Annotated in this window: 28 protein-coding genes; 2 read left to right on the top strand and 26 right to left on the bottom strand. The window is 38.8% G+C overall.

Features of this window, described 5'->3' with window-relative positions; genetic code table 11:
* Positions 1-10 precede the first annotated feature (10 nt).
* From G592_RS15760 to argC, 9 genes are all read right to left on the bottom strand, one after another.
* Positions 11-1,012: a GerMN domain-containing protein gene (locus tag G592_RS15760; protein ID WP_051194770.1), complete on the bottom strand. Its 1,002-nt coding sequence runs from the start codon at positions 1,010-1,012 to the stop codon at positions 11-13.
* Positions 1,012-2,448, bottom strand: a complete 1,437-nt coding sequence (locus G592_RS0105260) for a sensor histidine kinase (protein ID WP_028246886.1) — start codon at positions 2,446-2,448, stop codon at positions 1,012-1,014. Before G592_RS0105260 ends, G592_RS15760 begins: the two co-directional genes overlap by 1 nt.
* Positions 2,449-2,484: 36 nt before the next feature.
* Complete coding sequence (locus G592_RS0105255; protein WP_028246885.1) at positions 2,485-3,183, bottom strand: response regulator transcription factor; 699 nt, start codon at positions 3,181-3,183, stop codon at positions 2,485-2,487.
* A gap of 13 nt (positions 3,184-3,196) precedes the next feature.
* Positions 3,197-3,769 (bottom strand): ComEA family DNA-binding protein, encoded by a 573-nt coding sequence (locus G592_RS0105250; protein WP_028246884.1) that lies wholly within the window; start codon positions 3,767-3,769, stop codon positions 3,197-3,199.
* 153 nt (positions 3,770-3,922) lie between these two features.
* A complete protein-coding gene (locus G592_RS0105245) occupies positions 3,923-5,122 on the bottom strand; it encodes an aspartate aminotransferase family protein (RefSeq protein ID WP_028246883.1) in 1,200 nt (399 codons plus the stop codon).
* Positions 5,115-6,011: an acetylglutamate kinase gene (gene argB / locus G592_RS0105240; RefSeq protein WP_028246882.1), complete on the bottom strand. Its 897-nt coding sequence runs from the start codon at positions 6,009-6,011 to the stop codon at positions 5,115-5,117. Before argB ends, G592_RS0105245 begins: the two co-directional genes overlap by 8 nt.
* Positions 6,012-6,023: 12 nt before the next feature.
* Positions 6,024-7,247: a bifunctional ornithine acetyltransferase/N-acetylglutamate synthase gene (argJ, locus tag G592_RS0105235; RefSeq protein WP_028246881.1), complete on the bottom strand. Its 1,224-nt coding sequence runs from the start codon at positions 7,245-7,247 to the stop codon at positions 6,024-6,026.
* A 9-nt stretch (positions 7,248-7,256) separates the two neighbouring features.
* Entirely contained in the window at positions 7,257-7,760 is a 504-nt protein-coding gene (locus G592_RS0105230; protein ID WP_330365392.1) for a GNAT family N-acetyltransferase, read from the bottom strand.
* 146 nt (positions 7,761-7,906) lie between these two features.
* Positions 7,907-8,959, bottom strand: coding sequence for an N-acetyl-gamma-glutamyl-phosphate reductase (argC, locus tag G592_RS0105225; RefSeq protein WP_028246879.1), 1,053 nt, complete (start codon positions 8,957-8,959; stop codon positions 7,907-7,909).
* Between the two features lie 298 nt (positions 8,960-9,257).
* On the opposite strand from argC, the gene G592_RS0105220 reads away from it, so the two are divergent.
* Positions 9,258-10,481, top strand: coding sequence for an argininosuccinate synthase (locus tag G592_RS0105220; protein ID WP_028246878.1), 1,224 nt, complete (start codon positions 9,258-9,260; stop codon positions 10,479-10,481).
* Between the two features lie 120 nt (positions 10,482-10,601).
* Here the strand turns inward: G592_RS0105220 and G592_RS17690 are convergent, their stop codons facing one another.
* From G592_RS17690 to G592_RS0105140, 16 genes are all read right to left on the bottom strand, one after another.
* Positions 10,602-10,769: a hypothetical protein gene (locus G592_RS17690; RefSeq protein ID WP_176757619.1), complete on the bottom strand. Its 168-nt coding sequence runs from the start codon at positions 10,767-10,769 to the stop codon at positions 10,602-10,604.
* Between the two features lie 92 nt (positions 10,770-10,861).
* Positions 10,862-12,448 carry a DUF4153 domain-containing protein gene (locus G592_RS0105210; RefSeq protein ID WP_028246877.1) on the bottom strand — a complete coding sequence of 529 codons (1,587 nt, stop codon included), beginning with the start codon at positions 12,446-12,448 and terminating at the stop codon, positions 10,862-10,864.
* Between the two features lie 24 nt (positions 12,449-12,472).
* Positions 12,473-12,691, bottom strand: coding sequence for a helix-turn-helix domain-containing protein (locus G592_RS0105205; RefSeq protein ID WP_028246876.1), 219 nt, complete (start codon positions 12,689-12,691; stop codon positions 12,473-12,475).
* Between the two features lie 23 nt (positions 12,692-12,714).
* Complete coding sequence (locus G592_RS0105200; protein WP_028246875.1) at positions 12,715-13,191, bottom strand: DUF2975 domain-containing protein; 477 nt, start codon at positions 13,189-13,191, stop codon at positions 12,715-12,717.
* 127 nt (positions 13,192-13,318) lie between these two features.
* On the bottom strand, positions 13,319-14,071 hold the full coding sequence (locus tag G592_RS0105195; RefSeq protein WP_028246874.1) for an exodeoxyribonuclease III: 753 nt from the start codon (positions 14,069-14,071) through the stop codon (positions 13,319-13,321).
* On the bottom strand, positions 14,071-15,324 hold the full coding sequence (locus G592_RS0105190) for an ABC transporter permease (protein ID WP_028246873.1): 1,254 nt from the start codon (positions 15,322-15,324) through the stop codon (positions 14,071-14,073). The genes G592_RS0105195 and G592_RS0105190 overlap by 1 nt, the downstream gene beginning before the upstream one ends.
* Positions 15,324-16,820 (bottom strand): biotin/lipoyl-binding protein, encoded by a 1,497-nt coding sequence (locus tag G592_RS0105185; RefSeq protein ID WP_028246872.1) that lies wholly within the window; start codon positions 16,818-16,820, stop codon positions 15,324-15,326. The genes G592_RS0105190 and G592_RS0105185 overlap by 1 nt, the downstream gene beginning before the upstream one ends.
* Complete coding sequence (locus G592_RS0105180) at positions 16,804-17,508, bottom strand: ABC transporter ATP-binding protein (RefSeq protein ID WP_028246871.1); 705 nt, start codon at positions 17,506-17,508, stop codon at positions 16,804-16,806. The genes G592_RS0105185 and G592_RS0105180 overlap by 17 nt, the downstream gene beginning before the upstream one ends.
* Before the next feature lie 2 nt (positions 17,509-17,510).
* The gene (locus G592_RS0105175) at positions 17,511-18,710 is read right to left on the bottom strand and encodes an efflux RND transporter periplasmic adaptor subunit (RefSeq protein ID WP_028246870.1); all 1,200 of its coding nucleotides are present in this window, start codon (positions 18,708-18,710) and stop codon (positions 17,511-17,513) included.
* Between the two features lie 131 nt (positions 18,711-18,841).
* Entirely contained in the window at positions 18,842-19,300 is a 459-nt protein-coding gene (locus tag G592_RS0105170) for an HD domain-containing protein (RefSeq protein ID WP_028246869.1), read from the bottom strand.
* A 115-nt stretch (positions 19,301-19,415) separates the two neighbouring features.
* The gene (locus G592_RS0105165) at positions 19,416-20,321 is read right to left on the bottom strand and encodes a hypothetical protein (protein ID WP_028246868.1); all 906 of its coding nucleotides are present in this window, start codon (positions 20,319-20,321) and stop codon (positions 19,416-19,418) included.
* A gap of 11 nt (positions 20,322-20,332) precedes the next feature.
* A complete protein-coding gene (locus G592_RS0105160) occupies positions 20,333-20,995 on the bottom strand; it encodes a PilZ domain-containing protein (protein ID WP_028246867.1) in 663 nt (220 codons plus the stop codon).
* A 30-nt stretch (positions 20,996-21,025) separates the two neighbouring features.
* Entirely contained in the window at positions 21,026-21,880 is an 855-nt protein-coding gene (locus G592_RS0105155) for a bifunctional 5,10-methylenetetrahydrofolate dehydrogenase/5,10-methenyltetrahydrofolate cyclohydrolase (RefSeq protein WP_028246866.1), read from the bottom strand.
* A 13-nt stretch (positions 21,881-21,893) separates the two neighbouring features.
* Positions 21,894-22,508, bottom strand: a complete 615-nt coding sequence (locus G592_RS0105150) for a cyclodeaminase/cyclohydrolase family protein (protein WP_028246865.1) — start codon at positions 22,506-22,508, stop codon at positions 21,894-21,896.
* Between the two features lie 75 nt (positions 22,509-22,583).
* Positions 22,584-22,757 (bottom strand): hypothetical protein, encoded by a 174-nt coding sequence (locus G592_RS17510; RefSeq protein WP_155942157.1) that lies wholly within the window; start codon positions 22,755-22,757, stop codon positions 22,584-22,586.
* A gap of 91 nt (positions 22,758-22,848) precedes the next feature.
* Positions 22,849-23,775, bottom strand: coding sequence for a carbohydrate kinase family protein (locus tag G592_RS0105140; protein ID WP_028246864.1), 927 nt, complete (start codon positions 23,773-23,775; stop codon positions 22,849-22,851).
* A 96-nt stretch (positions 23,776-23,871) separates the two neighbouring features.
* Between G592_RS0105140 and G592_RS0105135 the strand changes: the two genes are divergently transcribed.
* Complete coding sequence (locus tag G592_RS0105135; RefSeq protein ID WP_028246863.1) at positions 23,872-24,804, top strand: GTP-binding protein; 933 nt, start codon at positions 23,872-23,874, stop codon at positions 24,802-24,804.
* Between the two features lie 64 nt (positions 24,805-24,868).
* On the opposite strand, the gene G592_RS15755 is transcribed toward G592_RS0105135, so the two are convergent.
* On the bottom strand, positions 24,869-26,665 hold the full coding sequence (locus tag G592_RS15755) for an alpha-amylase family glycosyl hydrolase (RefSeq protein ID WP_028246862.1): 1,797 nt from the start codon (positions 26,663-26,665) through the stop codon (positions 24,869-24,871).
* Positions 26,666-26,671 lie beyond the last annotated feature (6 nt).

The following is a 26,671-nucleotide window of genomic DNA, read 5'->3' as shown; positions in this document are numbered from 1 at the left end:
TAACCTCCTATTATTCCTGTGTAGTATTCTCTTCTAAGGATTCCTCGTCCTCAGGTAGATACTCATCTTCTTCAAGATATGTCTCTTCCTCTTCCAAAGAAGTAAAATTGATAATCGAGTCATTACGTGGCACAGCATTAGATAAATCTACTTCCACATTAGATAAATGTGGTGTCTCGCCATTAACCAAAATCTGCACCTGCTTAATGCTATCCAATTCAGTAAGAGAATTGACAATGGAGTACAGAGTAACATTCTCAGTAACACCTGTGATAGCAGTCTCTAAAGTAGCATCGAAGTTGGCAATACATACACCGTCATCTGATACTGAGATAGAATTGAGCTTTGTTCCCGCCGGAAGTGCTGGTAAAAGTCTGCTGTCATCTGGTCCCTTTAAAAGCTGCTCCATAACAAGCTTCTCTATGGAAACATTACGGCTGTAATAAACCTGTCTGTTTTCTGCAACCACAGACATTCCATCAGCGCTGGCAAAATACAAAGTAAGACTTGTAGATAAAAGAGAATCTGTCTCCTGACCGAAGTCGTCTATAAACGTATCTGCCGTCATAGCACCAACAGCTTCACCGCTGGAATCTGTCAATGGCGCATTGTTTACATAGAAAAATACAGACTTAACCTTCTTAATCTGAACCAATGACTTAACAATGGCTGCTCTCACAAGAACCTCTGTGTAAACGTCCAGAGAATCATAATCACCCACAAAATAAAGCTCCAGAGTGCCGTCATTTAGCTCCCATCGCTTTAACTCTAATCCCGAAGGAATAGTGGTGATGTAATCAATCTCACCTGTATCTTTTCCAAGCATATCTATTACTTCAGATATCTGATGCTCTGTATCTGTAGCCTGAATATCATAATCAACCGCAGTGATGCTGGTCTTATCCGTATTTACGTAATAGATTTTTGAGTCGTATTCACCGCTTCCTGTGCTACATCCCGTCAAGGAAAGCATTAATGAACACGAAAGAATTAATCCTAATAATCTCTTCATTAGTGCACCTCCTTTTCAATGTAGTTAAGAGGGATACGAACGTCAAAGGTAGAGCCTTCGCCAAGCTTTGAACGCACCTTAACCTCACCATTGTGCATGGCAATGGCGCTCTTTGTAATGGCAAGTCCAAGTCCTGTTCCACCAATCTCTCTTGAATGAGACTTATCCGCTCTGTAAAATCTCTCAAAAATGTAATCAACTGAATCTTCAGGTATGCCAAGTCCATTATCTTCTACCTTAATGTAGAAAAATTGATGATCTGAGTTTAGTGAAATATGAACCCAACCACCTTCATCATTGTATTTAATGGCATTCTCTACAAGATTAGTAACTACAAGGGTAAATTTAACCTCATCTACCTCTGCAACTACCGGTCTGAATGATTCGAAAACTACTTCGATTCCTGCTTTTTCAGCTATAGGTTTTAAACGCTTTAAAATGTGCTCAATAAGCTCGTTGATGTTAACAGCTGAAACGTTGAGCTGTGCACCACTCTTATCCATACGCACAAGACTAAGAAGGTCATTAATAATCTTAGTCTCACGGTCAATCTCATCACCGATGTCTACCATGAATTCCCTGTACATCTCAATTGGCACATCATCCGAACCATTAAGTGAATCAGCCAAAACCTTCATAGAAGTAAGTGGTGTCTTCAACTCATGCGACACGTTTGATACGAATTCCTGTCGTGACTGATCAATAGCCTGAAGTTTTTTAAACACTTCATTAAACTTGCCTGAAATAAGCTCAAGCTCTAAAAATGATTTATTATCAGGAAGCTCATTGGTATATTCTCGAATAATTCCATCAAGTGAATCTGATAACTTTGTCATCGGACGCGAGAAATGAATTGCCGCAAAAACCGCTATGATAATGGATAATGAAACCAAAATAACAGACCCAATCAATGAGTAAGAAATAAAAGCATCTATATTTTGATCAATGTAATCCATAGACTTATTAATAACTAAAGTACCTACTATCTCATTGTCTGAATTGCTAAGTGGTACAGAGACAATAAGATATTTTGTATCTTCGTCATAAAAATAAAGTGAGTCACCCTGCATGGAATGAATAATATTCTCCCAGATGACTGTCTTTCCAATATCTACTGAATATGAATCTTTAACTACCTTTAATGCTGAATTAACAAGAAGAATTCGACCATTATAGCTGTCGGCAATAGCCTTAAGTTCCGTGTCTAACTCTGAGTTTTCTTCACCGAGAATGTATCCACTGGTAACGAGCTGGCTATTGTACTGAGCGGCCTGGGCCATAAGATTTGTGGCATCAGTATGTATAGAGACTGATTTGTATGCCCTCAAAGAAATAGGCACACAAACCAAGAATGGAATGATGCCTATTAATAATATTATAAGTGCAATTTTAAATCCTAAGCTATGAAAAGCAGAAAAACTAAATTTATTTTTCATTAAAAAACTCTCTTTACAAGATACTTAGAAGGATTCTTATTGATAATAGTAGCCTACGCCCCACTTTGTACGAACGTACTTTGGCTCCTTTGGATTTGGCTCGATTTTCTCTCTGAGACGACGAACATGAACATCAACTGTACGCTCATCACCAGGATAATCTGTACCCCAAATAGTATGCAATAAATCCTCTCTAGAAAATACCTTTTTAGGATTTGTAACCAAAAGTAAAAGCATATCAAATTCCTTAGATGTAAGGTTGTACTCTACTCCAAGGATTGTAAGTCTTCTATTGCTCTTATCGAGAACTAAATCACCATTTTCAATGATGTTTTCTTCGTTCTTGTGCTCAGCTGCAGCTGCGGCACCAAGAGATGCTCTACGCATAATAGCTTTAATTCTTGCCTTAACCTCAAGAATGTTAAATGGCTTTGTGATATAGTCGTCAGCGCCATACTCCAATCCAAGAATCTTATCCATATCGTCACCCTTAGCAGTAAGCATAACAATAGGAACAGTAGAGAATTCTCGAATGCTCTGGCATACTTCAAAACCGTCAAGTTTTGGAAGCATAACATCCAACAAAATCATATCGTAATGATTTGCTGTAGCTAAATCCAGTGCCTCCTGTCCATCATAAGCGCAGTCAACTTCCATGCCGTCCTGCTCTAACGAGAATCTGATTCCTTTCACAATGAGCTTTTCGTCGTCAACAACCAATACTTTCTTAGCCATAATTATCCTCGATTTAATAAATTTTTATTAGCGAATTAATTTGATTGAAAATACCATCACCTATTCCAGATACATTTTTTATATCTTCTATGGAAGTAAAGTCACCATTGGTATTTCTATAAGAAATAATCTGAGATGCCTTTGACTGACCTATTCCCGGAAGAGTCATAAGCTCTGCTTCGGTGGCAGTATTTATATTGATTAATCCGTCTTCCTCAGATGCCTCTTCTGATATTAAAAGTGCTTCCCTTTCCTCTTTTGTGTAAACGTAAATCTTCTGTCCATCTTCAAGAAAAGAGGCCTGATTAATATCCGAATCATCAGCTGAATCTAACAGACCGCCTGCAGCTTCAATAGCTGCATAGACCCTGGAATTGACTGGAAGGTCATATACACCAGGTGATTGAACTGCTCCAGCCACCTGAACACATATAATCTGTGGAACTACCTCTGATAAATCAGAAGAGGCTCCCTCTTCAGAAACTTCCGTTTCATTAACCAATTCCGTTGATTGAAAATATGATTCGTGCCCGCAGCCTGTGAATAACAAAAGACTACAAAGCACAAGAATTAAAAGTTTTTTCATTCGATCTCCTATTCCAAATAAATAATTTAGCATAGGAAATGTCAGTATCACTTGTACATTGTAGCCAATATTTTCATTTATTACAATAGTTTTACGTTATTATTTCGGTAGATTTTTTCATAACATTCTTCTCAGCCGTGTTTTTCCTTATATTTAAAGGAAAGAATCAAATACTTTCTCAAGTTTTTCTTTAAATACATCAACATCCTGTTCTGTTATTACAAGAGGAGGTAAAAGTCTCAATACATCCTTTCCTGCAGATAGAACCACAAGATGTTCTTCAAGCAAAGCCTTAGAAACAACGTCTTTCACAGGAATAGTAAGAACCAGTCCCTGCATAAGTCCCATTCCTCTTCGCTCAGTAACGAAATCATATTTATTTACAAATACATCCAAAACATCTTCTAAATAAGCAGCTATCTCCTGAACATGTTCTGTAAGCTTATATTCCTGGAACATGTCAAACACCTGTGAGACTGCTGTAGCACAAAGCGGATTTCCTCCATAGGTGGTACCATGGTCACCTGGAACCAATGACTGCTCAGCCACTTTATCAGTTACACAAAAGGCTCCAACTGGTACGCCATTACCAAGAGCCTTTGCTGTAGTAAGAATGTCCGGCTTTACATCATACTGCTGGAATGCGTACATGCTGCCTGTACGTCCCATACCGCACTGAATTTCATCTAATATGAGAAGAATGCCTTCGTCATCGCAAAGCTGGCGAACCTTCTGAAGGAAATCCTTATCAGCTGGATATAATCCGCCCTCTCCCTGAACTGTCTCCATGATAATTGCGCATGTCTTATCAGAAAGGTTGGCGAGAACTGAGCCAAAATCATTAAATGTAGCAAACTTTACACCTGCCATAAGTGGATAGAAAGGCTCACGATAATGCTCTGTTCCTGTAACTGAAAGTGAACCCACTGTACGACCATGAAAACTATTTTCCATGGCAATTATCTCATAATCTCCTGCACCTCTTCTTGTATAAGCATATTTTTTTGCAGTTTTAAGCGCACCTTCGATTGCTTCTGCTCCTGAATTTGTAAAGAAAACCTTATCCATTCCTGAAGCCTTGGAAAGCTTTTCTGCAGCCTCAATCATTGGAATATGATAGTAAAGATTTGACGTATGAGTAATTCTCTTGAGCTGTGTGATAAGTGCATCTTCATAATCTTCATTTCCATATCCAAATGCCATTACACCAATTCCAGATGCAAAATCAAGATATTCCTGATCCAGTTCATCATATAGATGAACACCCTTTCCATAATCAAAAATAACCGGGAATCGATTGTAAACATGTAGTAAATTTTCTTCTGCTTTTTCGATATATTCCTTTTTATTCATCGTAATACCTCGTGTCCTTGTTTCCGATAATAGCTGTTCCAATACCTTTGTTAGTAAAGAATTCCAATAACAGACAATGAGCAATTCTTCCGTCCAAAATATGTACTCTGTTAACACCCTGCTCAATTGCATCGATACAATTTGTAAGCTTTGGAAGCATTCCTCCACCAATATATCCATCTCCGATAAGTGCTCTGGCCTCATCGACTGTCATCTCAGAAATAAGTGTTGATGGGTCGTCCTTATCTTTATATACGCCCTCGATATCTGTTAGGAATGCAAGCTTTTCAGCATTAAGAGCTTTTGCAATTGCGCATGCTGCATCATCTGCATTGATATTGTAAGTCTCAAAATTGTCATCCATTCCGATAGGACAAACAATTGGAAGGAAATCCTTTTCAAGAAGGTCCAAAAGAATCTTTGGATTAACCTCTTTAATTTCTCCAACGAAGCCAATATCCTGTCCATCTGAAAGCTTCTTATCCACCTTTAAAAGACCACCGTCTTTTCCAGATACACCGATAGCATTTACTCCAAGTGACTGAACGTTCTGAACCAAAGACTTATTAACCTTATTTAAAACCATCTCAGCAATTTCCATTGTAGCTTCATCAGTCTTTCGAAGACCATTGATGAACTCTGGCTTGATGCCGTTCTTCTCCACCCATTTGCTGATTTCCTTACCACCGCCGTGAACGATGATAGGCTTAAAGCCAACAAGCTTAAGCAAAGTAACATCCTGTATTACCTGCTTCTTCAATTCTTCGTCAACCATGGCGCTGCCACCATATTTTACAATCATAATCTTACGATTAAATCTCTGAATATATGGTAATGCCTCGATTAAAACCTGTGCCTTATCTAATATTGGCTGCATACTGCTATCCATAACTTTTCCCTCCTATGAGCGGTAGTCCGCGTTAATCTTTACGTAATCATATGTCAAATCACAGCCCCATGCTGTAGCCTCTGCATCACCTTCATGCATATCAACATAAACTGTTACTGCATCAGCTTTCATTATCTCAAGAGCCTTGTCTTCGTCGAAAACAATTGGTGTCCCCTTATCGAATACCTTTAACTCACCATTTACACTTTTGAAAAACAACTCAACATCGTTTTGATCAAAATCAGCTCCAGAATATCCCATAGCACAAAGGAAACGTCCGAAGTTGGCATCGCATCCAAAGATTGCTGCTTTTGAAAGGTTTGAACCGACGATGGCTCTTGAAAGAGTCTTTGCATCAGCCACCGATTTAGCATTTACAACCTTTGCCTCAAAAAGCTTGCTCGCTCCCTCTCCATCTGCTGCCATTCGCTTTGCAAGATTCGTACATACGAATGTAAGGGCTTCCTTGAAGCTTTCATAATCAGCACCTTCACTGTCTATTGTCTTATTACCAGCCAATCCATTGGCCATGCAAAGAAGTGTATCGTTTGTAGATGTATCTCCATCAACTGTAATCATGTTAAAGCTGTCTGCAACCACCTCACTTACAGCCTTCTGAAGAAGAGATTTTTCAATGGCTACATCAGTACCAAGGAATGCAAGCATTGTGCACATATTAGGATGAATCATTCCAGAGCCTTTACTCATTCCACCAAGAGTGGCTGTAACTCCTCCCACTGTAAACTCTACAGCAATTTCCTTATTAACTGTGTCCGTAGTCATAATTGCCTTTGATGCGGCTGTTCCTGCTTCAATACTTCCATCAAGAGCAAGTGCCATAGCTTCAACACCAGCCACAAGCTTATCAACTGGAAGCTGCATTCCAATAACTCCGGTAGATGCAACAGCCACAGAATCAAAGCTAACGCCAAGAGTCTTTTCTACTCCCTTTGCGGTGGCCTCACAGGCGTCAAAACCTTCCTGACCTGTACATGCATTTGCTATTCCTGAGTTAATAACAACAGCCTGCATAGGCTTATTCGCTTTTACGATATTCATATCCCACTGAACACATGCAGCCTTTACCACATTGCTTGTAAATGTACCTGCGCTGACGCATGGAACCTCTGAATATACCATAGCCATATCAGTTCGTCCCTGATATTTTATTCCTGCTGCGCAACTTGCAGCCTTAAATCCCTTTGCAGATGTAATTCCACCCTGAATCTCTTTCATAGTAATCTCCTATTTATTAAATGCTGTGATATTTGCTTCATTTAATACGAAGTCATATACATTTAAATCATCTCGCATAATCCACTGCTCAGCCTGCCAAAAGCCATTACCAAGGGCATTTTCCTTAAATGCCACCAGTTGAATCTTATTGATTCCTTCAACCTTAAGTCTCATCATAGCTTCTGATGCCATAGCTTTTCCAATACCGTGTTTACGATAATCTTCATGAACACATACGTGATAGAAGCAAGCTCTTCTTCCGTCGTGACCTACAAGAATGGAACCTACAATCTTGCCACCAGAAACTGCAACAACAGACAACCCTGGATTTCTCTTTAATACTCTAACAACACCTTCTTTTGAATCATCCAGGCTTCTCATTGCAAAACCATGGATAGTAGTCCAAAGCTCATAAACCTCATCATAATCGCTTTCTTCCATAGTCCTGATTGTATAATTCATATGTACCCCTAAATCTAAAGTAACTTTAACGCTTTCTTTTGTTGTAACCATAATATAACTCCTAACTAAAACCACTTATGAGTTATTGTGGGCAATAAGGAAAAGCCCACAATAATCCTGCTTTGCAGGACAACATTTCTCTTTCAGATAAATGTTGCTATTGTCCGGTTTTTGTTTTTCTGATGAAAAACAAAAACCTATGGGAACATTGGTGCAAAATCAAGTCCCATCTTTTCATCAAGTCCGAAAATAATATTCATATTCTGAACAGCCTGTCCTGCAGCACCCTTAACCAGATTATCAAGAGCGCCCATCATAACTACTCGGCCTGTACGTTCATCGATGATGCAGCTTACATCCACAAAGTTGCTGCCTTCAACCCACTTTGTTTCTGGACACTCACCGTATTCAAGAACTCGAACGAAAAATTCATTATCATAAGCATCATGATATGCCTTCATAATTTCTTCCTTAGTAGGAAGCTTTCCATCCTTCTTCACAAGGCTTGCATACTCTGTAACAAGGATTCCTCTGTTCATAGGAACAAGATGAGGAGTGAAATTAATCATAATTTCCTGTCCACAGGCATATCCAAGCTGCTCTTCAATCTCTGGTGTATGTCGGTGTGATGTGACACCGTATGCCTTGATGCTCTCATTAACCTCACAATATAAATTAGGAAGCTTGGCACCACGACCTGCACCTGAAGTTCCTGACTTTGCATCTACGATAAGTGTAGATGGATCAATGAGACCTGCCTTTACTAACGGATATGCGGTAAGAATTGAGCATGTTGTGTAGCAACCTGGGTTAGCAATAAGTCTTGCATTCTTTTCCTTATCTCTATTTATCTCGCAAAGGCCATAAACAGCTTCCTCTATAAACTGTGGACTCTTGTGCTCAATGCCGTACCACTTTTCATATGTAGCAACGTCTTTGATACGATAATCTGCAGATAAATCAATTACCTTACAGTTATTAAGAATCTCTTCAGTAAGAACTCCTGCCAAGTATCCCTGAGGTGTAGCCGTGAAAATAACATCTACCTGCTTTGACAGTTCAACAATGTTATCATCAAGACATTTGTCCTCTACCAAAGTGAACATGTTCTTATATATAGAAGCAAATCGCTCATCTACATATGATCGGGAACCGTACCAAACGATTTCTGCCTCTGGATGACTGTATAACAACCTAACAATTTCTGCTCCCGCATAACCGGTAGCACCAATAATTCCTACCTTAATCATAGCTGTCCATTCCTTTTCTAATTTTGTGTAATTTTCACTTCCAAAACGGTCATGAATAATTTACTATTGATTGTAGTACTTCACTTTCACAAAGTAAAGTACTACAGTGAAATTTTATAAAATAAATTTGCATAAATATACATCTATATTTCGGATAAATCAAGTATAATTTTAACATAATTCATTTTTATACCCTATTTATGCATAAATTTGCACTTGAAATATTAAATCAGGTGGTGTATGATTTGTTCAAATTCATTCAATGGAACACAAAATTATCAGATAAAGGAGAACTACTATGGCACAGGAAAAAGTTGTACTTGCTTACTCAGGTGGTCTTGATACCACTGCTATCATTCCATGGCTCAAGGAGAATTATGGATACGAAGTTATCTGCTGCTGTATCGATTGTGGACAGGGCGAAGAATTAGATGGTCTCTCAGAGAGAGCCAAGGCATCAGGAGCTTCTAAATTATATATAGAAGATATTGTTGATGACTTCTGTGACAATTACATTGTACCTTGCGTTCAGGCTGGTGCTATTTACGAGAACAAATACCTTCTTGGAACAGCTATGGCTCGTCCAGGAATCGCTGCAAAGCTTGTTGAGATTGCCAGAAAAGAAGGCGCTGTAGCTATCTGCCACGGTGCTACTGGTAAGGGAAATGATCAGATTCGTTTCGAACTTGGTATCAAAGCTCTTGCTCCAGATATTAAGGTAATTGCTCCTTGGAGAAATGATAAATGGAAGCTTCAGTCTCGTCAGGATGAGATTGATTACTGTAAGGCTCATGGAATCGACCTTCCATTCTCGACAGATCAGTCTTACAGCCGTGACAGAAACCTTTGGCATATCAGCCACGAAGGTCTTGAGCTTGAAGATCCTTCACAGGAGCCAAACTACGATCACCTTCTTGTACTTACTACTCCACCAGAGAAGGCTCCAGAAAAGGCTGAATATGTAACTATGACATTTGAGAAGGGTGTTCCTACTTCTGTAAACGGAAAGCAGATGAAGGTATCTGATATCATCAAAGAACTCAATGAAATCGGCGGAAGAAATGGTATTGGAATTGTTGATATTGTAGAGAACCGTGTTGTTGGTATGAAGTCTCGTGGCGTATATGAGACACCAGGCGGCACTATCCTTATGGAGGCACACGCTCAGCTTGAAGAGCTTTGTCTCGACCGCGCGACAATGGAAATGAAAAAGGAAATGGGCAATAAGCTTGCTCAGGTTTGCTACGAAGGAAAATGGTTCACACCACTTTGTGACGCTATTCAGGCATTTGTAAAGTCTACACAGGAGTATGTTACTGGAGAAGTTAAGTTCAAGCTTTACAAGGGCAACATCATCAAGGCTGGCACTACATCACCATACTCACTCTACTCAGAGAGCCTTGCAAGCTTCACAACAGGCGACCTTTATGATCACCACGACGCTGAAGGATTCATCACACTTTGGGGACTTCCACTTAAAGTACGTGCCATGAAGCTTCAGGAAAATAAAAATCTAAAGTAAAATAAAACCCCAGTAACTATCAAGCTCTTAGTGTTGCACAAGTGAAGCTTTCTTCAGCTGAACGGTGCAATATCTAAGGCTTGAGAGTGTAACTGGGGTTTCTTAATTTCGAGTTATATCTTATTCTTCTGAATCTAATGCTGCATCCATAATATTCATGAGCTCCATTGCGCTGCGGAAGTTAATCTTCTCGTCGCGGTCAGCCCATGTCACCTGGCCCTGCCAGCTTTCATTCTCACACTTATTTATATGAACTACAAATGTTGCCTCTTTATTCTTATCTGCCATACCTACACCTCCCGTATCTGATATATGACTATAATATCATATTTGGAGTTATATAAAGCATTACATTTAATTTTTTTACATTCTGGCAACTTTTAATCATTTTTAAACAGCTTCTGCGCTCTTGCATATGAGAAATTGTATTTTCTAATTCCTTCACGATTTTTCTTTGAATATCTGTCCCTGCTATCAATGTATGTACCAAACTTATGAAGAAGATGTTCATCATCTACAAGTGCAGGTGCAGCATCTGTCGAAAGGTTATTAAGGATGTAATATGTAACAGAATCATATTCATCTATCTTGGCATATGATTCCTGATAAGTATGATTTTTTACAACTGCCAAATCATATTTTGCTATCTGATAATCTGGATTCGCAAATACAAAACCAATATAAGCTACAGTAATTGTTATCATACAAGCTTTGAACACTGGGAAGCTTCTGTTTAATACGGTAACCATCAAAAATGCCAGCCAGATACAAAGCACTGCAAGGAACCATAATACAAAAAGTCTAAGGAATGTAAGGTTGTAAACCTGAATGTACATAATCATTCTTGTAACTGATGATGCAATCATAATATATGTGCATGCGCCAATTACAAAAAGAACCCAGTTGAGAGCCTTTGATTTCTTAAACTCTCTTGTACAAACAGAAACCATAACCACATTAATAAGACAAACTGTAAGGAGCTGGTAAAATCCCTCGTGAGCATATTCTGCATAAGTGTATCCTGATGGAAGATCCAATGTTCCAGTGAAAAGGAACATCACCTGAATCAAACAGAAAACCAGGTATACCAAGCCAATAATTGTTGTAAATGTAATGGCAATGATAGGATTAGCTTTTCCCTCTCCGCGGGCTTTAATCTTTATCTCTCCCTTATCAAATACAAATGGGATAAGGTAAGCTCCCAAAAACGCTAAAAGCAGGGTACATGTAATACCAACTATATCTTCAAAATTGTCTGGAAGATGAATCGATTCTACAATCTTCTCCAACATACGGTTGAAAACAAGGTCAGCTGAGCTTAATAAAGAGATAACGATTACAAGCATTGGAATTGCACAAATAATACCAATAACTACTGCTGAAATAACCTGTTTCTTCTCCTTGCTGATATCTCCGCCTCTGCCCTTAAACCACTGTACCATATCGAAAAATGGAGTGAGCAAATGTGCGAATGGCAGGAATATTGAAACCATAATTCCACCAACCCATGCTGCAATGTCCCAGCCAGTTGTATCTACATAGAGATAAAGCACAAGGCTGAAGAATAATAAAAATATTGCTATACCATCAAGGAATAACAATGCCCAGCTAGTAGACATGCACTTATGAATAGATAAAAGCATCAGTGCCGCTACGTGGAATATTCCAATAGCTTTATTACCATTTTTAGTAGTAAATAGAGATAATCCATCTTTTTTTCTGAGTATATGTAGTAATGTCAGAGTAACAAACATAAATATTGGATATGTGATTCCTGCATGATTCTTATACAAGCAGAAAGTATATACAATAGAAAAGATTAAAGATAAAATTCCGTATTTACGAAATACCTTTGCATCTCCCTTCTGCTCCTCAATTTCCACCTTCTGCACAAAAGGAATTGGTTCACTTTTAATATTGCCTATCTCTGTCTCTGAATATTTTGGTCCTGTGTATGTATCTGCCATAACATCCTCCTTTTTATAGACTCTTTAGGTCTCTTCAGTCTCATCTTCTACGTATTCTAAAATGTCTCCAGGCTGACAATCTAAAGCCTGACATATAGCATCTAAAGTCTCAAGACGAACCGCCTTTGCTTTGTTATTCTTAAGTATTGATAGATTTGCCAATGTAATACCTACTTTTCCAGCAAGTTCGGTCAAACCTATTTTCCTTTTCGCCATCATTACGTCTAAATTTATAACAATCATCTCTGCTCCCGCATAAATACCAATTAAATAGTCAAATCATTTTCTTCCTTATATCTAACAGCCTTATCAAATACTCTGGATAAAACCTTACTGAAAAGCCCAGCAAAGAAAAATGCTGCGGCTATTATTATTGCTGCCGGTGTAAAATAAACAAAACATCTCAATAATTTCACAATCGACAAACAAAAGGCGTAAGTTCCCATTCTCTTAAGGCTGATAACATTTTGCTGCACAAAAGCATCATCATCGATTACAGTCTGCATCATTCTTCTGAGCTCATACATAATCAAAATGCAAAACGCTCCAACTATCATTATGGAACAAACTGAAACTGGATAATTGTCTGGTATGGCTGAGTATGCTGAAGAATCTCTCCAAAGTCGAGTCATCAATTCAACTGCTTTCTTCAAACCAAAGGGAACTGCTATCTCAATAATTATTCCCACACAAAAACAAAAATCCAATATCGCTTTTACGAATCGGTCTAATTTGTTATTCATATCTGCCTCCGTAAGTACACATTTTTTGCTTAATGATGTTATACCATTATATTATTTGTTTTGCAACAATTTTTTATTGTTTTACGATAAATTTATATTGAAGCACAAAAAATAGGCACCTAAGTGCCTATTCAAAGTCTAACTCTATTGGACAATGATCCGATCCCAATACATCCGTATGTATTTTGGCATCCTTCATTCTATCTTTCATATCCGCAGATACGATAAAGTAGTCTATACGCCATCCTGCATTCTTCTCTCTTGCCTTAAAACGATATGACCACCACGAATAAATATCAGTCTGATCCGGATAGAAATGTCTGAAGCTGTCTACAAAACCAGCCTCAAGAAGTTCTGTCATCTTCTGGCGTTCCTGGTCTGTAAAGCCTGCGTTCATTCTATTTGTCTTTGGATTTTTAAGGTCAATCTCCTCATGGGCAACATTTAAATCTCCACAGAGGATAACGCCCTTTTTCTTATTGAGCTCACATAAATATGCCCTGAAATCATCTTCCCAGACCATACGATAATCAAGTCTCTTAAGCTCATTCTGTGAATTAGGAGTGTAACAGGTGATGAAATAGTAATCTTCAAACTCCAAAGTGATAACACGGCCCTCATGGTCATGCTCTTCTATTCCAATGCCGTAGGTCACTGAAATAGGCTCCTTCTTTGTGAAGATTGCAGTTCCCGAGTACCCCTTCTTTTCAGCATAATTCCAGTAAATGTGATAGCCTTCCTTTTCGCATTCTATCTGACCTTCAGAAAGTTTAATCTCCTGAAGACCCATGATATCAGCATCAATGCTGTCAAAGAATTCCCAAAAGTTTTTGCCTATAACAGCGCGAAGGCCGTTTACGTTCCATGATATAAATTTCATTAATTTGTCCTCAATGCATCAATAGGATTAAGATTAGCAGCCTGGTGACTTGGAAGGATACCAAACACAATTCCAATAAACATTGAAAATACAACTGCAATCATTGCTGCTGGCCATGAGATGGCAATAGGTGTGCCACTCATGATAGAGATAATCTTGGCAAGTCCAATACCACTGGCAACACCAAGCACTCCACCCATGGATGTAAGTACAGCTGCCTCAGTAAGGAACTGGCCCATGATTTTACCTTTTCTTGCACCGATAGCCTTTTTCAGACCAATCTCGGCAGTACGCTCTGTAACTGATACAAGCATGATATTCATAACACCAATACCACCAACTAAAAGTGATATTGCTGCAATCCAAATCAGCATGGAATTAGTTGATGATGAAAGCTGCTGTAATCTTGTAGCCTGCTCAAGCAAATCCTTAGACTGGTACTTGATACTTTCATCATCTGGATGAATATTTGCATTTAATGCATCTGCAGTCTTCTTTCCTGCCTGAGTCATATCATCTGTAGTATTAGCTCTTACAAGAACATTTTCAGGTTCATCATAGCGATAGCAAATTGGCCAGTCGCTGTATGGAATGTAAATTTCACCTGACTCATCCTGCTTGTAAGTGTCATAATCTTCCATTGTATTAATAACAGGCTCAAATGTAGAACGTGGTGCTACAACACCAACGATAACAAATGAATCTCCACCTATCTCGATTATCTTTCCAATAGGATTTTCATTCTGAAGAAGTGTAGACACGATATTTTCATCTACAATACAAACCTTCTTGAAGGCTTCAACTTCCTTTTCAGTAAACAGTCTTCCCTGCTTCACAGTAAGATTTGCAGTGCTGAAATAATCTGTCTCAACACCCTTTACATAGCCGCCGTTCATAGGTTCATTCTGATAATATACACCATCGTAAATATTTCTTACGTTGTAACGGCTGGCAGACTTAACCTCTGGTATATCTCTGATTTCATCCATAAGTGAGTCAGAAACCTGTGGCACTCCGAAAGGAGGAGCACTATAACTCATATCCAAAGGCCAGTCATTCTGATATAACTGAATATCAACGGTGTTTGAGCCAGAACCAATAAGATTCTCTTTAATCTGCTGATTAGTTCCCTCGATAGTAGAAACAATGGCAATAATAGCAGCAATACCGATGATAATACCAAGCATTGTCAGGAAAGACCTGAGTTTATGAGTCCATATACCTCTAAACGCTAAACGTATATTTTCAAACATTATCCCAAGCCTCCGTATTCATCTAAATATTCAACCTGCTCACATTTAATTCCCTCGATGGCACCATCACCATAAGGGAAAGCAAGATAATCATCCATGGTAATTCCAGACTTAACCTGAGTCTGAGAGCCCCATACAGTCTTTCCTACTTTAATATAAGCTTTTTCAAGCTTGTTGGAATCATTCATTCGCATTACATAGCTTCCACCAGCGTCCTTTCGGATAAGGTATGCAGGAATATAAATACCTTTCTCCTCCTGGCCAGAAGGTGTAATGGAAATATCTACAGCAGAACCAATATCGATACCGCTGTTTTTATCAAAGCTGGCTTTAAACTCATAATTACTACTATTTGAATTACCACTAGTCCAGAAATTACCACCATCTTTTGCAGGTGTATCGCTTATTGATGTAACTTTACCATCTGCAGTAGCTCCATTATCCCAGCATGAAATAGAGACAATGTCTCCGATATGTAACTGGTCAAGATAGAATTCACCAATACTTCCAGAAATATAGTATTCGTCAGTAGCTGTAACAATAAAGAATGGCTGAGTAGTGTTGTAATTATTAAGGTCCTGTACCTTGGACACAGTACCTGAAACCTTGGCAACAACATCACCTGTATCAGTGGTATTCTCCATTGTCTCAAGCTCATACTGAAGCTTTCGGATTTCTAAATCCTGCTTTTTAACAGAATCCTGAGCATCCAGGATTGCTTCATTAAGCTCCTGGGCATTCATGCCCTCAGGCTTCTTCTTTTCATCTATTACATCACCATCAATGCTGTAGCTTGTCTCACCTACTACTTTTCCTGTTTCATAATCAAAATATGTATTGCTTCGCAGGTAAGAGTAAACGCCATTTCTATCCTTCTTTTCTGTTGCTCTATTTTTAATGGCTTGAATAGCAGACTCAGACTCTACCGGATATTTTATTGTTTCTCCAGTTGTATCATCAGTATCAACACCTGTGAATCCAACTGTATTTCCGTGATAATCGAAAAGTTCTTCACCGATTAAAACACTGCTGTCATAGTATTCTACAGCTTCTACATAATGATAATCCGCATAAACATCCTGCTGATAAATATATGTAGGCACAGGCTCTGTCTTCATAAGGCGATTCAGTTTAAGCTGTTCTACAGACAATGTATGCATTGCCTTTGAAATCTGGAGCTTTTTGTTATTTATGTCCTGTGAGTCCTTCTTAACAGTTAAAATAACGTCGCCCTCTTCTACGTGGTCGCCCTCTTTTACATTAACGCTTAAAACCTCAGACTTAGAAGGAAGATATCCCATCTGGGATTTGTCCGCTGTAACCTGACCAAAGCTTTCGATGCTGTCGCCCCAGTATTCATCTGTTCCAAGATTTGATAGTGGCGCTACCTTGGCAATCTTTTTTCCCTGCTTGTATGTGTAACCCAAATATAATCCGCCTGTGACTACCGCTGCCAGCACAACCAGAATGAGGACTACTTTAATTATTTTCTTCATGTTTGTCCTCCTCTAATCCATGAAACAGCTGCCCGTCAACAATTCGATAAGTCTTCTTGGCATGACTAGCAATATTTGCATCATGTGTAATCATTATAATTGTAGTGCCTTCATCATTAAGCTTCTGGAAAAGCTCCATAATAGCTGCACCAGACTTCTGATCAAGGGCACCAGTAGGCTCATCTGCAAGTAAAACCTTTGGGTTATTAACAATTGCTCTTGCGATGGCAACTCTCTGCTTCTGTCCACCGGAAAGTTGATCTGGACGGAACTTAACTCTGTCAGCAAGGCCAACTCTTGTAAGTGCTTCCACAGCTCTTCGCTCACGCTCGCGCTTTGGTACGCCTGCGTAGCTGAGAGGTAATGCCACATTTTCAATGGCATTTTCTTCATTCATCAGATAAAAACTCTGGAATACGAATCCGATGGAATTAAGACGCAAATCTGAAAGCTGTCTGTCCTTCATCTTAAGAACGTCCTTATCACCAAAGTAGTAAACACCTGATGTAGGCTTATCCAGACATCCGATTACATTCATCAGAGTACTTTTACCAGAACCTGAAGGGCCCATAATAGCCACATATTCCCCTTCATTTACAGAAAGGGAGACATTATTTAAAGCAGGTACAGAAGTCTCAGTTCCAGACTCACCGTACACTTTATTAATATTTTCAAGCTTAACTATCATCACTATTCTCCCTCAACGGTACTAACTGTCTTCATACCCTCTGTTAAATCTTCCATTGGATATGCAATCTTGGTGTCCTTATCGATACCAGATACTGAGTAAACCATCTGCTCCTCATGATAATCACCAAGCTCAATGCTCTGCTTTACAAGCTTTCCATTTTTATCTGCCCAAACAAATGGATTTCCTTCCTCATCATAAGCAATGTAGTAATCATATAAATATGTTCCATCAGAGAAATCCATTTCTGGAGCGCCTGTCTGACCAAGCTCAATATAAAGATGCTGTCCCATCATAAGACCTTCACTACTATCCAATGTTATATAGAAAGGATATTTAGTAGAGCTGTCTTCTGAGCTTCCTCCACCATAGAGATTATCTGAATTTTCATCCTGCTTTGATTCTGTATCTATCTTTGTGATTGTTCCACTCCATGTCTTATCCTTCTCTACGCGGGAACGAAGTGTAACAGGCTCATCAACGTTGATTGACCAAACATTCTGCTCGTTAATCTGCCCCTTTACTCTCATCTCCTTAGATGCAAGGATAGTAATAAATGTACCGTCAGATGTGTAAGGGTTAGTGTCATCTGCAATCTTAGTGATTATACCGTCAACAGTAGATGCCACTGTGGCATTATTAATCTTCTTAATATTCTCTTCAATCTTTGCCTTAGTCTGTGCAATCGAATTCTGAGAAATGGCAATATCAGTCTTTAAGCCTTCAATCTGATTTGCTAAATCCTCACGTTTTTCCATGTCTTCGTCAGACTGGCCCTTGATTTTAGCTAAATCGTTAGTAAGCTTCTCAATATTTCTGTTTGTCTCATTAATACTGATATTTTCGCTTTCAATTGAGAAATTGTACTGAACATTTTCAGCCTCAAGGCTGTCAGACTTATAAGAGAAAAGTGGAGTTCCTACAGAAACTGTATCTCCCTCTGAAACAAAAACCTGATCAAGCTCACGATCTGAACTCTTGGTTACAGATGTAGACTCCTGGCCTTCTACAATGCCCATAAATACATCTGAAGAATATGAGCTGTTCTCTCCCATAATCTCAGATAATGACATTACATATATTTCAGATGAGGAATCTGAAACGGCAGAATTGCCGCCAATTAGACCTGATTTTAGAACAGCAAAAGCGCCGCCAGCTACTATTGCTGCCACAATAAGAAATATAACTATTTTTTTCTTCATAACATTTCCTTTCGCCCAAGAAAATTTCGAGAACCAGATTCAACTGTTCTAGTTCTGATAATACAGTTATAACATTTAAAAAGGAGCATTGCAATAGAACAATGCTCCATAAATGTAAAAATATTGTGTATTTATCTACAAAGAAGTGTCTCTTTCGTAGAAACATACTTATCAGCTAAACATACTACCCAGGCCTCTCTGCATCTTGGTATTTTGGTAATGTTTAAAGGCCACATATGACTTTCAATTACATTTTGTGTATGAACTCCGATTCCAAAATGTGCCTTTGCGTTTTCCATGGCTGTATTAGAATGAGAAAAACCGTGAAGTCCATGACCTCCATCTGTCTCATGCCAGTCATATAAATAATAGTCATGTAAAAAAGCACCTACTGATAGTACTCTTTCGTTACAGCCTATATGCAATCTCTTATTAAGCCAATAACTAAGTCTTGTTACGCTTTCCACATGATCAAATGTGGTAATCCTTCCGTGCTGGGTATATTTTTTCATATCCTGCACTCTTTCATCATTCTTAATTGGCGAAAGAATTGAATTTAATGTTGCTTCTTCATCTGCTCTTAATCTCATAAAAACCTCAAAAAATAAAACTAACCTCTCTGAAGTCTTAAGGATTGTATCAGAGAAATATGTCTATGATGTGACGGCCAAATGACCATTTTTTAAGCTTTGTCTGATTATATTATCATCTGTATTTATAGAAACTATCTGTCCTTCTACCATCGTTGAAGGAGCCCATTACAAGGATTGAGCCTGCCTGATTTACCTCTGCCATGCCCACTCTTGCAGAAAATTCTTCTATATTAGAAATATAAAAAATAAATACTGGCTCTGTAAAAAAGTAATCGTATCGCTCTTCGTCAGTAAGCTGCTCTTCAATCTCGACACAGCAGTCACCCTTATCTATCAAAAATCTTCCAACATAGTCGGTGTCCTCTCTAGCGAAAGTGATAGTGTATCCCTGATCTGCTGGAAAATCCTTTTCAAGCTGAGCCTTGGCAGTATCAACATCTGAAACTGCAACAGGTTCATTAACAGAAACCTTAGCTTCCACAACAGGATTGTAATCCGGAAGGGTTAAAGCTATTGAAACCAGCCAAGTTTGAATAAATAAAATCAAGGTTAAACAAATAATAGTCGCATATTGTAAAATCTTTTTAGCTGAAAAACCTTCAACTTGCTTTTCCTCTGGCTTTCCCACTGATTTAGGCAGCACAATTTTAGGTAGCTTAATCTCTGGTAATTTAAACTTAGAGAAGTCAATCTTTGGTAATGAGAACCTCTTCTTTTGTTTAGTCTTGATTTTATTTTTAGCATATTCACTGCCAAGTATAGTCTCCATGCAGTGATTACAGATAACTCGATTATCAGCAGGCTGGCCACAAAGGACACAGGTGTCATCAATCTTAACACCGGCTGCTATGTCAAAAATGCGAGTCTTAAAACGACGCCCAAAAACAGAGTCTAGAATTCGTCTTTCATTCTCTAGCCTCAGTATCCCCTCAACAACTTCCATTTTGGTGAAATCATACTTGGAGGTAATGCTGGCCATATACAATAATTCTTGTTTTAGCTTGTTGTCGTCTGCCATCAACGTCACCTTTATTTAGACTGGTTGTTTGCTTTACGATCCATTCCTTTAAAACATAAATATGCAAGAAGCTTATTATCTCTTTCAAGGACCTTTCCTGCATAAAGAATTCCGTCTTCATGTACCTCGGCACGAACTATCTGCACCATAATACCTAAACTAATATCAATCATGTGAGCCACATCGGCAAAATTAATCTCCACCTTATCACCAATAGTAACTCTGTTGGCATTTCCAACAAATGATACACCTCTGTCACTAACATCTAGGACCGTGACAGCAAATCTTCTTCCATCTTCCATCATGGCAGAGCCAGGCTTTTTAACCATAACTCTCACATCCTCACGTCTCTCGCTGGATGCCGCTATTGTTCCGAAATCGCTGGAATCGATGGCGTAATAATCTACGCCTTTGAAATTAACAAGATTAACTGCCACATTTTTCCAAACAACCCTTCCACCAGTGTTTGGATCAATGCAATGCAGAGAAAATGACATACTCTTAGGGGAGCCCTGAGTAAAATCAACCGCTATGTTATTGTATACATAAGGCTTAACCAATGCTCCTGTGCCTGCATTGGTTCCAACCACCTCAGTTTTCAATTCAAAAGATGAACCGCCAATCAGGATTTCCAGTGTAACCACCTGACCTGCCTCAAGCTGTTGAAGTTTCATTGTATTCTCCCTAAATCTTTTATATGTCCATTATATATGAACGCGCTGTGCAGATTCAACCACGTGCTTCACAAGAATGCTTGTAGTAACTCCACCAACTCCACCAGGAACTGGTGTAATAGCATCAACTATAGGCTCTGCCTCATTAAAACGAACATCACCACAAAGTTTGTTCTTTTCATCATTCCAGCTGATACCTACATCGATAACAGTCTGTCCTTCTCTGAGATATTCAGCACCGACACTTTCCATTTGTCCAGATGCTACAACTACTATATCGGCATCTTTTGTAATAGAAGGAACATCTACTGTTTTTGTATGACATATAGTTACGGTAGCATTTTCATGCATAAGCATCATGGCAACAGGACGACCTATAACAAGAGAACGGCCAATAACAGCCACCTTCTTTCCAGAAAGCTCCACACCATAATACTTTAAAATCTCCATGGCAGCCTCAGCAGTGCAAGGTGCAAAACCAAGATTAGTGTTTGTAAATACACCTGCAAGAGACAAATCTGTGCAGCCATCCACATCCTTATCAGCTCTTAAAAGCTTTCTGGCCTTCTCGCCATCAATATGCTTTGGAAGTGGTCTAAACATAAGGATTCCATGTATTGTTATATCGTTATTTAATTTATCAAGTGTATCAAAAAACTCTTTTTCAGATATATCTTCTGGAAGTGCAGTAACCTTTACTTCCACTCCTACCTGTTCACATCTCTTTAATGCACCACGCTCATAGGATAAATCATCTGGGCGCTCACCAACTCTTAAGATTCCAAGAGTAGGTGTAATCCCTTTAGCCTTTAATTCTTCAACATCCTTTGAAAGCTTTTCATTTAAAGCTTCAACAACATCTTTTCCCTTTAATAACTTAGCCATCTATCTAACCTTCCTATAATCTATTCCATACATCGCTGTAAATATCATCAGCACGACTTACATATTCTTTAACCAAAACATCAACACGTCTGTCCAATTCATCAGCGTAAATTCTGTCCTTCATGGATTTTGTATTAATCTTTACATTAACAGCTGCTCCCTTTATAGCTCCCTGAAGCATGGTTACTCCTGTAGCGGCATCACTGATCATAATCACAGAGCCTTTATCTGCAAAGTCTCTCTGTAAATCCACAGCTTCACAGGCAAGCTCCAAAATATGCATAGGTACAGAAGCTGCATCTTTAAGGCATTTTTCCATGATTTCGTCTCTGCCCTCAGCTTCCTTTGGCATAGAATATGCTTTTGAGAGAGGTTCAAATGCCACCGCATCATCTTCTATACACTGTAGTAAATCAACTCTAAGTTTCTGAGCTTTTTCCATAAGCTTTATTATTTCTGGTTCAACGTCAGCATATTTCTTCTTACCAACGGTAAATTCCCCTACCATATCTCCAAGGGCTATTCCAATGGAAGCCACCAATGCACTGGCGCCACCACCACCTGGAACCGAAGTCTTGGAAGCAAGAAGTTCAGTAAATTCAGCAACACTAGAGTTAATTAAATCCATAATAAATTTCTCTCCCATCTAATAATTATATATAAACAAAACTCCAAAGCTTTGAAACCTCAAAGCCTTGGAGTCCTATGCCTTTAAAAAGTCAAATATTGTCATCTGATTGGAATCAGATACTAATGAGTCATACTTTTCCTGTTCCTCAGCTGTCATCTCTCTGTGAAACACGTATGTCTCCTGTTTGATTGTCCCATCTATATCAAAATACAACTGTCTGTAATTGATATTCTCCCTATCTGTCATACAGCCTTTGAAATCCTTTCAAGTCACTATTATAAGCATATTGTATGGCCGATGCAAACAATTTATCTCTTCCAGATTCTGGCTTAAACTACTAGTCATTAACCTCGATACCAAACTCACTTGGTAAGAATCTTGGACATACATTGTCTGAAGTAACAATAACAGATGCAGCAAGTGTTGAACCAATCTCACAAGCCTCTTCCATTGTCTTTCCATATGTAAGACCAATAGTAACACCTGCGAAGAATGAATCTCCTGCGCCTGTTGTATCCTTAACATCTACCTTTCTTGCTGGAACGAATCCTGTGTTTCCATCAATATCAGCATATACGGCACCCTGTCCACCAAGAGTAACAATCATCTTCTTAATCTGTGCACCCTGAATCTTCTTAGATAAGATATCCTGCATCTCCTCTGGAGTCTTCTCTGAATAGTCATCCATGAAAAGGATTCCAGCTTCCTGCTGATTACATACAAAGCACTCAACATTCTTAAGGAAATCACGACGTTCAACTGCAATACTCATATTTGAAACTGCAGCATAAACCTTAAGATTGTACTTTTCTGCATATTTGAACACTCTCTTGATAGTGTCCTTTTCCATATCGATTTCAAGAGCTATACTGTCTGCATCCTTGAAAATCTCATCACCCTGCTCATCAAGAATATTGTTGATTTCTGAAAGATCTGGACGCTTTGAGATAGATGCAACAACATCACCATGATTATCAAATACCGCAAGCCACTTGCCCATTCCGTCTGGTGTGCGACGAACAAATCTTGTATCTACCTTGTGATTGTTAAGCTTATCTAAAACACCTGTACCGATACCACTATCATCAACGAGGCTGACAAATGTAGGTCTGAGTTCAACATTTGCAATATCCTCAACTACATTTCTACTTACACCACCGTGTACCTCTTCTACAGTACCAACATTTCTACCAGCTGGAATATAACTTGCTGTAGAGTGTCCTTTAATATCAATAAATACTGCTCCTAAAACTACAATTCCCATGAAATCTATACTCCTTTTAAAAATAGTATTTTTGATTATAACACTACATGCTATAATATCAAATAATTGTGTTTAAAAAATTTTGAGGTGTAACAAATGATAAAAGTCGACTTGATTACAGGCTTCCTGGGAAGCGGTAAGACCACTTTCCTTAAAAAATATGCAAAGCACTTTATAGATCAGGGTCAGCGAATTGGTATTCTTGAAAATGATTACGGTGCTGTAAATGTAGATATGTTATTACTAAATGAGCTTCGCGGCGACAATTGTGAGCTTGAAATGGTTGCCGGGGGATGCGATGCAGACTGCCACAGAAGACGTTTTAAAACAAAACTTATTTCCATGGGAATGAGTGGCTATGACAGAGTCATTATCGAACCTTCTGGAATTTTTGACGTAGATGAATTCTTCGATTCACTTAGAGATGAACCACTGGATAGATGGTATGAAATAGGAAATGTAATCACTATCGTAGATGCGAAGCTTGACGAAAACCTTTCTGAGGATTCAGATTTCTTCCTTGCATCTCAGATTGCAAATGCAGGAGTGATTGTTCTCAGCCGAAGCCAGATGACAGATGATGCTCATATCACGGCTACTATCTCTCATCTTAAAAGGGCTGCCGAAAAGGCAAAGCTTAATAAGAATATTGATTCAATCGTTTTTTCCAAGGACTGGAATGAACTTGTTTCTGCCGATTTTGATAAAATCTCAAACAGCGGCTACAGCACACATTCATATATAAAGAAGCTTGGAACTGATGATGCAGGTTACAAGACTCTTTACTTCCTGGAACTTCCTATGAAAAAGGACGGACTTAAAGAAAAAATCGATGCACTTATGTCTGACCCAGCCTTTGGCAAAATCTTTAGAGCCAAAGGATTCTTTAAGGAAGATGATGTGTGGTATCAGTTTAATGCTACAAAAGAAGACTTTGAGCTTAATCAAATGCCTGTTGGTCAGGAAGTATTCATTATTATCGGTGAAGAAATAAATGAAGCTAAAGTAAAAGAATATTTTGAGGCATAACAAGATTAACCCATCAACAAAAGAAGGATTCGCAAATGCGAATCCTCCTTCCGTTTAAGGAATATTAATTAGAAAAAGTATAGGTGCCAACTGTACTCTTGTTACCTGAATTTCCTGAAATATAATATCCTAATCCATCAACAAACCCAGAATTAATATCTACTGTCTGTCTTCCATTTCCATCAGAGAAAATCAATCCCTTAATATCCTTTGGAATCTTAGCAGAATAAACTGACTCGTTGTACTCGTTCTTCTTTACAAAAGTTGCAGCCTTTCCTGGCCAACCTGTTGTATCACTGCCACCCCATGTATATACATATACATTGCTCCAATTAGCATTATTTGAGAAGTAAACTGTAATTTCATTCTCGATTGGTGGTGTTGGAGTTGGTGTAGGTGTTGGAGTTGGTGTAGGTGTTGGGGTTGGTGTTGGGGTTGGTGTAGGTGTTGGGGTTGGTGTAGGTGTTGGAGTTGGGCCAACATCCTTAAGTAAAACTGCAATACCTGTTGATCCAACGTGACCTCTGATATTTGATCCATCTACTGTAAATGTGCTTCCACTTACAAGATCCTTATATGTACCACTTCTAAGTGTACTTCCTGGATTTGAAACACTTACATCCCAATTTGATCCTGAGCCTAAAACAAGTGTAGCACCTGACTGTCTTGCTACGATAGCTACATTTCCATATGTAGAATAGTATTCCTTCTCGCCTGCACACTGGTTATGAAGCTTATTTACTGCAGCAACTTCAGGGCTTGTAAAGTGTGTGCTTCCCTTTTCGCCAACCTTGATTGCTGTCTTTTCTTTAGCATATGGTCTTGAGAAGTAAAGTGCTGATGAATTTGCTTTTGAACCAAGGATTGCATATGCTCTGTCAACTTTGTTCTGGTCAATATACTTAGTCCAGCCGCCCTCCCCTTGCGAATGATTAGAATATGTATCGTGACTTTCAGCGAAGTAAATCACCTCATTGTCCTCGATACCATTTGCTGTTGTCCAATAACCATAGCTGTATGGAACAGAGCCCTGATTTAAAGCCTGCATTACTGTAGCACTATAAACTGAATCAGTTACAGACATATAATCTGTATACTCGCTCATAAGTCTTTGTGCGTATGAGTCATTACCGACTACAGGCTGATCAAGAATCTCACCATAATTGAAAATTGAGTTATCAATTACATTTCTCCAGAAGCTGCAATTTTCTGATGGAACAGAAATGTGCTTTGCAGCATCCCATCTGATTCCATCAACTCCATCAGACTTAAGCTGAGAGATGTAATTCTTTACTTTATTCTGAACATAAGGATCCTCTGAATTAATATCTGGCATACCGATATCTCTGTGAGTAATCTGATGACGATTGTTGTAATCAATACCGCCCCACTCGTTATGCCAGTGACTTGAATCCTTAAGGCTACCATCGATGTTTGCGTGATCGCCAGCAAGGTGATTTGCTACGACGTCGACTACAACCTTGATTCCATATTTGTCTGCTTCCTGACAAAGTCTTCTTAAGTCACTTTCTGAACCAAGACCTGCATCGCCAACATAAAAACCATTTGGTTGGTAAAGCATATACCAGATTCCACCTCTTGAGCAGCTTGCCGCCTGAGCAGGTGAAGTTTGAACTGTAGAAAATCCAGCTGCCGCAATATTTGGAAGCTCATCAATTATCTGCTGATATGTCCAGTCGAAGCAATGTAGAATATTGCCATCTTTAATATTTGACTGAAGACCGTATGCACCAGTTTGAGCTGCTTCAACAGTTTCAGTGTTAATACTAAAACCACTAAATACTAAACCAGAGGCCACTAATAGTGATAAAACACTGCGACCCATTCTTTTGTTAAACATCCTTAT

The organism is Pseudobutyrivibrio ruminis CF1b, from assembly GCF_000424005.1.
GTDB classification, from domain to species: Bacteria; Bacillota; Clostridia; order Lachnospirales; family Lachnospiraceae; genus Pseudobutyrivibrio; species Pseudobutyrivibrio ruminis_C.
Note: the sequence above shows the minus strand (reverse complement) of the source record. Positions and strands in the feature narration are given on the sequence as shown.